The sequence below is a fragment of the Mesorhizobium sp. M0244 genome (assembly GCF_040321795.1).
Taxonomy (GTDB): Bacteria; Pseudomonadota; Alphaproteobacteria; order Rhizobiales; family Rhizobiaceae; genus Mesorhizobium.
This window is the reverse complement of the sequence record NZ_JAMYSE010000158.1, coordinates 1-7,706: the sequence shown is the minus strand read 5'-3', so window position 1 is coordinate 7,706 and position 7,706 is coordinate 1. Positions and strand designations below refer to the sequence as shown.

The 7,706-nt window shown below is 63.1% G+C and carries 9 protein-coding genes; all 9 read left to right on the top strand.

The features are described 5' to 3' along the window. Positions 1–842: SPOR domain-containing protein (locus tag NKJ08_RS37610; protein WP_352786228.1), on the top strand; the 842-nt coding region annotated here is incomplete at its 5' end. Between the two features lie 119 nt (positions 843–961). Beyond that, positions 962–1,981 carry a beta-N-acetylhexosaminidase gene (gene nagZ, locus NKJ08_RS37605; RefSeq protein WP_352775869.1) on the top strand — a complete coding sequence of 340 codons (1,020 nt, stop codon included), beginning with the start codon at positions 962–964 and terminating at the stop codon, positions 1,979–1,981. Between the two features lie 58 nt (positions 1,982–2,039). Further along, the gene (locus NKJ08_RS37600) at positions 2,040–2,840 is read left to right on the top strand and encodes a segregation and condensation protein A (RefSeq protein WP_352526216.1); all 801 of its coding nucleotides are present in this window, start codon (positions 2,040–2,042) and stop codon (positions 2,838–2,840) included. After that, entirely contained in the window at positions 2,837–3,616 is a 780-nt protein-coding gene (gene scpB, locus NKJ08_RS37595; protein WP_352526041.1) for an SMC-Scp complex subunit ScpB, read from the top strand. The genes NKJ08_RS37600 and scpB overlap by 4 nt, the downstream gene beginning before the upstream one ends. A 178-nt stretch (positions 3,617–3,794) precedes the next feature. Further along, a complete protein-coding gene (locus NKJ08_RS37590) occupies positions 3,795–4,016 on the top strand; it encodes a twin-arginine translocase TatA/TatE family subunit (protein WP_352451388.1) in 222 nt (73 codons plus the stop codon). A gap of 45 nt (positions 4,017–4,061) precedes the next feature. Continuing rightward, a complete protein-coding gene (gene tatB, locus NKJ08_RS37585) occupies positions 4,062–4,727 on the top strand; it encodes a Sec-independent protein translocase protein TatB (RefSeq protein WP_352786226.1) in 666 nt (221 codons plus the stop codon). Continuing rightward, positions 4,724–5,587 carry a twin-arginine translocase subunit TatC gene (gene tatC / locus NKJ08_RS37580; RefSeq protein WP_352526039.1) on the top strand — a complete coding sequence of 288 codons (864 nt, stop codon included), beginning with the start codon at positions 4,724–4,726 and terminating at the stop codon, positions 5,585–5,587. The genes tatB and tatC overlap by 4 nt, the downstream gene beginning before the upstream one ends. A gap of 270 nt (positions 5,588–5,857) precedes the next feature. Next, positions 5,858–7,303 carry a serine--tRNA ligase gene (serS, locus tag NKJ08_RS39195; protein WP_502904202.1) on the top strand — a complete coding sequence of 482 codons (1,446 nt, stop codon included), beginning with the start codon at positions 5,858–5,860 and terminating at the stop codon, positions 7,301–7,303. Beyond that, a partial coding sequence (gene surE / locus NKJ08_RS37565) for a 5'/3'-nucleotidase SurE (protein ID WP_352786224.1) occupies positions 7,303–7,706 on the top strand: 404 nt, incomplete at its 3' end. The genes serS and surE, both read left to right, overlap by 1 nt.

The following is a 7,706-nucleotide window of genomic DNA, read 5'->3' as shown; positions in this document are numbered from 1 at the left end:
GTATCGACGCGCCCGGCCCCCGGGCGTCTGACCCCAACGGGGCTGGCTCCCACCCGTCTGGCGCTAGCGGACCTGACGCCGCACCGGCGCCCAAGTCCGAGGATCGCATTGCGCAGGTTCTGCAGGAGGCCGACAAGGGTGCTAACCCCGAGATCGTCGCCGTTGCGCCACGCAAGGTACGGACGATGGTGGTGAAACCTGACGGCTCGCTGGTGGCGCGCGAGGATCCGGCGCCTGCCGCCCCGCAGATGGCTGCTGCCGAGCCGGCCGATCCGGCGCCGCAGCACGTAGCTCCGTCGACCCAGGCCGACGACGCGGCGCAGACCGGCGCCGTGCCCCTGATCGACCAAATGACAAGTGATCCGAAGAGTGGCGACCAGGCGAGTGGCGACCAGGCCGAAACCACCAAGCTGCAGCCGGCGCCCCAGCCCGACACAAAGGCTGAAGCCAAGGCCCAGCCGTCAGCCAGCAAGCAGTCCGCCAACACCCCGGCCACGGTCCCCGTGGCGCCGCAGCGTCCGTCCGACCAGCCGGTCGATGTGGTCGGCGAGGTCAAGCCCGATCAGGTTGCTTCCATCGATCCGGCCGCGGCCGGCGGTGGTTCGTGGTCGATACAGATCGCTTCGCAGCCGACAGTCGAAAGCGCCCAGGCGACTTACCAGGATCTGCAGCGCCGCTACGGCAGCGTGCTTTCCGGCCGCACCGCTAACATCGTCAAGGCCGAAATTGCCGGCAAGGGCACCTTCTACCGTGTCCGCGTTCCGGCGCAGTCTCGCAACGAGGCCATCAAACTGTGCACCGGCTACAAGGCTGCCGGCGGTAATTGCTTCGTGTCTCACTAGCGGCTCAAAGCCCCTCGAAAAGGCCGGCGCCCGCGCCGGCTTTTTTTGCGTGAACGGAAATTCCTGGAGACAATTGCGGGCGATTCCCTTTGTCCACGCGAAGCTCTAAACTGTTCCGCATGACCGAATCAAAATCCATGATCCTGGGCTGCGCCGGGAAATCACTGACCCGCGACGAGATCCGTTTCTATCGCAATGAATGCCCGTGGGGCTTCATCCTGTTTGCGCGCAATATCGGCGAGACCGAGCAGATCCGCGATCTGGTCGCCGCTATGCGCGACTGCGTCGGGCGTGCGGACGCGCCGGTATTCATCGACCAGGAGGGCGGTCGGGTGCAGCGCCTGCGGCCGCCGCTGGCGCCGAACTATCCGGCTGCCGGCGCACTCGGTGCCTTGTGGCGCGACGATCATGACGCCGGCACCCGTGCCGCCTGGCTGATGGCGCGGCTGCACGCTTTCGACCTGCTGCGCTACGGCATCACGGCGGATTGCCTGCCAGTGCTCGACGTCCCGATCGAAGGCGCCAGCGACGTGATCGGCGCGCGCGCCTATGGCAAGGAGCCGCGCGCCGTCATCGAATTGGGCCGCGCCGCGGCGGAAGGCCTGATGGCGGGCGGCGTGCTGCCGGTGATGAAGCATATTCCCGGCCATGGAAGGGCCTTCGCCGACACGCATTTCGAACTGCCGACCGTCGACGCCTCGATCGGCGACCTGCAGCGGCATGATTTTGCCCCGTTCAGGGAGCTCAACCATTTGCCGATGGCGATGACGGCGCATGTCGTCTACAGCGCGATCGATCCGAAGAACCCGGCCACCACATCCGGCAAGGTCATCGAAAAGATCATCCGCGGCGAAATCGGCTTCGACGGTCTGTTGATGAGCGACGACACCTCGATGAAGGCACTTTCTGGGGATTTCCCGTCAAAGGCGGCCGCGATCCTTGCGGCGGGCTGCGATCTGGTCCTTCACTGCAACGGCGTGTTCGAGGAGATGGCCGGCATTGCGTCGCGCACGACCGGGCTTGAACGCAAGTCGTTTGAGCGCGCGGAGCGGGCGCTGACCTATATCAGGAACCGTGACGTAGCGGACGAGACCGAGATTCGGGCCGAATTTGCCAGTTATTTCGACGCGGTGGCCTAGCATCAAAGGAAGCGAAGTGGCGGAGACATTGGACCTGAAGGCCGGCAAGGCCGCACCGATGGACCGCCTGTGGGCCGAGAACGACGATTCTCGGCTGACCGGCGATCCCGCCCTGGTCGTCGATGTGGCCGGTTTCGAAGGTCCGCTCGATCTTCTGCTGCATCTTGCCCGCAATCAGAAGGTCGACCTGTCGCGCATCTCGATCCTGGCGCTGGCCGAGCAATATCTGGTCTTCGTCGAGAAGGTGAGGGCACTGAGGCTGGAGCTTGCCGCCGACTACCTGGTGATGGCGGCATGGCTGGCCTTCCTCAAATCGAAGCTTCTGATCCCCAAGCAGCCCGGCGACGAAGGTGAAAGCGGCGAGGAACTGGCGGCGGTGCTGCAGTTCCGGCTGAAGCGGCTGGAGGCGATGCGCGACGCAGCTGCACGGTTGGTCAACCGCAACCGGCTCGGACGCGACGTGTTTGCGCGCGGCATGCCGGAGATGGTTATCGTCGAGAAGCGCAATGCCTATTCGGCCTCGCTCTATGACCTGTTGACCGCCTATGCCCAGCAGCGCCAGAAGCAGGCGGTCACCAATGTGACGATCGCCAGGCGCGGCGTGTGGTCGCTCAAGGATGCGCGCGACGTGCTGATCAGGCTGATCGGGTCGTTGCGCGACTGGACGGCGCTCGACAGTTTCCTGGTCGAATATCTGGCCGGCCCGGAAGAGCGGCGCACCGCAGTTGCCAGCTCGTTCGCCGCAACGCTGGAACTGGTGCGCGAAGGCAAGATGGAGATGCGGCAGGACCAGGTGTTCGCGCCGCTTTATCTGCGCGGCCGCGCCCAAGCCATCAAGATAGTCGAGGTGACACCATGAGCGAACGCGCCAACGCTTCGGTCATTCCGTTCAAGGTCGACGACGACGCCGAGCAAGGCATGGTCGCCGAAAACCCGGCACAAAACCAGGGGCAGAATTTGTCGCAGAATCCCGGCGAGCGGCTGCATATGGCGGAGGCCGTGCGGATGGCCGAAGCGATCGTATTCGCCAGCGCCGAGCCAGTCAGCGAAAAACAGCTCGCGGCGCGGCTGCCTGACGGCATCAACATTGCCGCGGCAATGGCCGAACTGCAGCAGATCTATGCGCGGCGCGGCGTCAACCTGGTGCGCGTCGGTGATGCCTGGGCCTTCCGCACCGCCGGCGACCTCGCCTTCCTGATGAGCCGCGACACGGTGCAGCAGCGGAAGCTTTCCCGCGCCGCCCTCGAAGTGCTGGCGATCATCGCCTACCACCAGCCGGTGACGCGCGCCGAGATCGAGGACATCCGCGGCGTCGAGACATCAAAGGGGACGCTCGACACGCTGATGGAGACGGAATGGGTGAGGATGCGCGGCCGGCGCCGCACGCCCGGCCGTCCCGTCACCTACGGCACGACCGACATTTTCCTCGACCATTTCGCGCTGGAGGAGATCCGCGATCTCCCCGGCATGGAGGAATTGAAGGGTGCCGGGCTGCTGTCCGGCCGCATGCCGTCGAATTTCTCGGTGCCGCTGCCGCCGGCCGACCCCGATGCGCTCACCGACGACGAGGATCCGCTGACCGACATCGACCTCGAGGAACTCGGCCTTTTGACCCCGCGCGTCACGGAAGATTGACCCGAGCGCCATCTTAAAGCCATAGGCAGGGCGGAACTGCGCCGATTGGTAGCGGGCTGCTGTGCCGAAAGTGCGTGACATCTGCCACTCATTCATGAACTCTGTCGCAGTTCTGTTTGAATCCGAACCCGAAAGCGCATAGATCAGCGTCTGGGAAACCGTTCGAGAGAGATTTGCTATGGGTTCATTTTCGATTTGGCACTGGATGATCGTTCTGGTGATCGTGCTGCTGGTCTTCGGCCGCGGCAAGATCCCCGAGTTGATGGGCGACATGGCCAAGGGCATCAAGAGCTTCAAGAAGGGCATGGCCGACGACGACACTGCTGAGGACAAGCGCACCGTCGAACACCGTTCCGACGAAACCGTTTCGGTACCGAAGGAAAAGGCCAGCAAAGGCTGAGCCCAAAACTTTAGTCGGCCAAAACTTGAGTCGGAACGTATAGCCATGTTCGAAGTCGGCTGGACCGAGATGCTGGTGATCGCGATCGTCATGATCGTGGTCGTCGGGCCCAAGGATTTGCCCAACATGCTGCGCACCTTCGGCCGCACAACGGCGAAGCTGCGCGCCATGGCGTCCGATTTCCAGCGGCAGTTCAACGACGCACTGAAGGAAGCCGAGCTCGACGACGTCAAGAAGTCGGTCGATTCGCTGAGAAGCCTCAATCCGGCGGCCGAGATCAGGAAACAGCTCAATCCATTCGAGCAGGCGGCCGCTGACGTCCGTTCCGGCGTCGATGCCGTGATGCAACCCAAGCCGGTCGTCGATCCCGCCCCGTCGACCGAGCAGGCAGCCGAGCCGCTGAAGAACGGCGCAACGACGATGCCGGGCGTCAGTCCGCCGGAGCCGACGCCGGCCACGCCGATCTTTCCGGCGATGACGGACGAGTCCGTCGTGGCACCGGCAGTGCAGGCGCAAACGACTGCAGCGGCCGTGCCGCAAAAAGCATCGGCGGCAAAGAAGAAGCCGGCGTCTGCGAAGGCAGCGGCTGCCGTGCCGGCCAAGCCGGCAAAGACCGCTGCGCCAAAGGCCGCCACGAAAGCTGAGCCGAAAGCTCAATCGGCAGCAACGAAGAAGCCGGCCGCCAGGAAAACGGCGGGAGCCGCAAAGTGAGCACTTCGGATAAGGAACAGGACGAAATCGAAAAATCGTCGGCTCCGCTGATGGAGCACCTGATCGAGTTGCGCCGGCGGCTGATGTGGTCGATCGGCGGTTTCTTCGTCGCTTTTCTTGTGTGCTTCTTCTTCGCCAAGAAGCTGTTCAACCTGCTGGTGATCCCGTTCAGATGGGCCACCCAATGGGCCGGGCTCGATCCGCACAAGGTCGAGCTGATCTATACGGCGCCGCAGGAATTCTTCTTTACCCAGGTCAAGCTCGCCATGTTCGGCGGCATGGTCATCGCCTTTCCGCTGATCGCCACGCAGATCTACAAATTCATCGCGCCCGGCCTCTACAAGAACGAGCGCAATGCCTTCCTGCCGTTCCTGATCGCCTCGCCGATCCTGTTCCTGATGGGCGCGTCGCTGGTCTATTTCTTCTTCACGCCGATGGTGATGTGGTTCTTCCTCGCCATGCAGCAGACCGGCACCAACGACCAGGTGCAGATTTCGCTGCTGCCGAAAGTGTCCGAATATCTCAGCTTGATCATGACGCTGATCTTCTCCTTCGGCCTGGTGTTCCAGTTGCCGGTGGTGACCAGCCTGATGACGCGTGTCGGCATGCTGTCGTCCCAGGGCTTGGCCGAGAAGCGCAAATGGGCGATCGTCATCGCCTTCGTGGTGGCGGCGGTGCTGACGCCGCCCGACCCGATGAGCCAGATCGGCCTCGCCATTCCGACGATCCTTCTCTACGAGGTCTCGATCTGGTCGGCCCGGCTGATCGAGCGCAGCAAGGAGCGCGACCGTGTGGCCCGCGAAAAGCAGGACGCCAGGGAAGAGGTGGCCGAAAAGCCGGCGGACGCGTCTTCGACGTAGCTGCGGTTGGGCGGTTGGCATCTTTGTTCTTGCTTTGTGCCGGCAGCTATGCTACTAATCTGGGTATGGTGCTGATTCGCGCCGACGACCCGCCTACTGAGGCGGGTTTTTTGTTTCAGGGTTTGAAAGTTCCGGTGTTGCCGGCCTGAGCGGGGCGCGAAGGAACTCGGCTTGACATCTTGCATCGGTCAATGATGCGGTTTACGCCCTCTGGTCTTTGTTTTGGGCATGTCGTTGCCCCGAAACCGCCGTGCCGAGGACGAACAGACCATGCTTGACATCAAATGGATTCGCGACAACCCGAAGGCCCTTGTCGAGGCGCTCCAGAAGCGCTCGTGGTCGGCCGAGGAGGCGCAGTCCACGGTCGACGACCTGATCGCCGCGGATGAGGCGCGACGCGAGCATCTGACCGAGTTGCAGACCAGGCAGGAACGCCGCAATGCCGCATCGAAGGAGATCGGCAATGCCATGCGTTCGGGCGATGCAGCCCTTGCCGAAAGGCTGAAGGCCGAGGTCGGCGAGATCAAGGCCTTCATCCAGAATGGCGAGGCGCGCGAGCGCGAGCTCGACAAGGCGCTGAACGACGTGTTGGCGGTGCTGCCCAATGTGCCGTTCGATGACGTGCCGATCGGCAAGGACGAGCACGACAATGTCGTCAAGCGCGTCGTCTGCAAGGTGCCGACCCGCCCGAATTGGGTAAAGGAGCATTTCGAGATCGGCGAAGCGCTCGGCATGATGGATTTCGAGCGTGCCGCAAGGCTTTCGGGTTCGCGCTTCACGGTGCTCAAGAACCAGCTGGCGCGGATGGAGCGCGCGCTCGGCCAGTTTATGCTCGATCTGCACACGACCGAGCACGGCTACGAGGAGATCGTCCCGCCGCTGATGGTGCGCGACGAGGCAATGTTCGGCACCGGACAATTGCCGAAATTTGAGGACGATTTGTTTGCTACAGCAAGAAATCTGACTTCGATTGAAAAGGTTGTACGAGCGCTTGCTTCAGCACAAGACGCGGGCTCACCAGATGTCGACGGTCGCTCTGCGCGACAACGAATTGTGGATGCTCTGGTGGGGCAGCCGGAAGAGACGTTCGTCTCGGCATCTATACAACGCCTTTGGCTCATCCCAACGGCCGAAGTGCCGCTGACAAATCTCGTGCGCGAGGAAATCACGCCGCACGAAAAACTGCCGCTGCGCTATACCGCGCTGACGCCGTGCTTCCGTTCGGAAGCGGGCTCGGCCGGCCGCGACACGCGCGGCATGCTGCGTCAGCACCAGTTCTACAAGGTCGAGCTGGTGTCGATCACCGACCAGGAATCGTCGCTTGCCGAGCACGAGCGGATGACCGAATGCGCCGAGGAGGTGTTGAAGCGGCTCGGCCTGCCGTTCCGCACCATAACGCTGTGCACCGGCGACATGGGCTTCGGCGCACGCAAGACCTACGACATCGAAGTTTGGCTGCCCGGCCAGAACGCCTATCGCGAGATCTCTTCGTGCTCGGTATGCGGCGATTTCCAGGCGCGGCGCATGGACGCCCGCTACAAGGACAAGGACGGCAAGGGCAATCGCTTCGTCCACACGCTGAACGGCTCCGGCACGGCCGTCGGCCGCGCTCTTATTGCCGTCATCGAAAATTACCAGAATGAGGATGGCAGTGTAACCATTCCTGAAGCGCTTCGGCCTTACATGGGCGGCCTGGAAAAGATCGAATCGAAATAATGCGCATCCTCCTGACCAACGACGACGGCATCCATGCCGAGGGTCTTGCATCGCTCGAACGCATCGCCCGCACGCTGTCGGACGACGTCTGGGTGGTGGCGCCGGAACAGGACCAGTCCGGCTATGCGCATTCGCTGTCGATCTCGGAGCCGCTGCGCCTAAGAAAAATCGGCGAAAAGCACTTTGCCGTGCGCGGTACGCCGACCGACTGCGTCATCATGGGCGTGAAGAAGATCCTGCCGGCAGCCCCCGACCTGATCCTGTCCGGCGTCAATTCCGGCGCCAACATCGCCGACGACGTCACCTATTCGGGCACGGTCGCCGGCGCCATGGAAGGCGCGCTGCTCGGCGTGCGCTCGATCGCCATCAGCCAGGCCTATTCCTATGTCGGCGAGGATCGCGG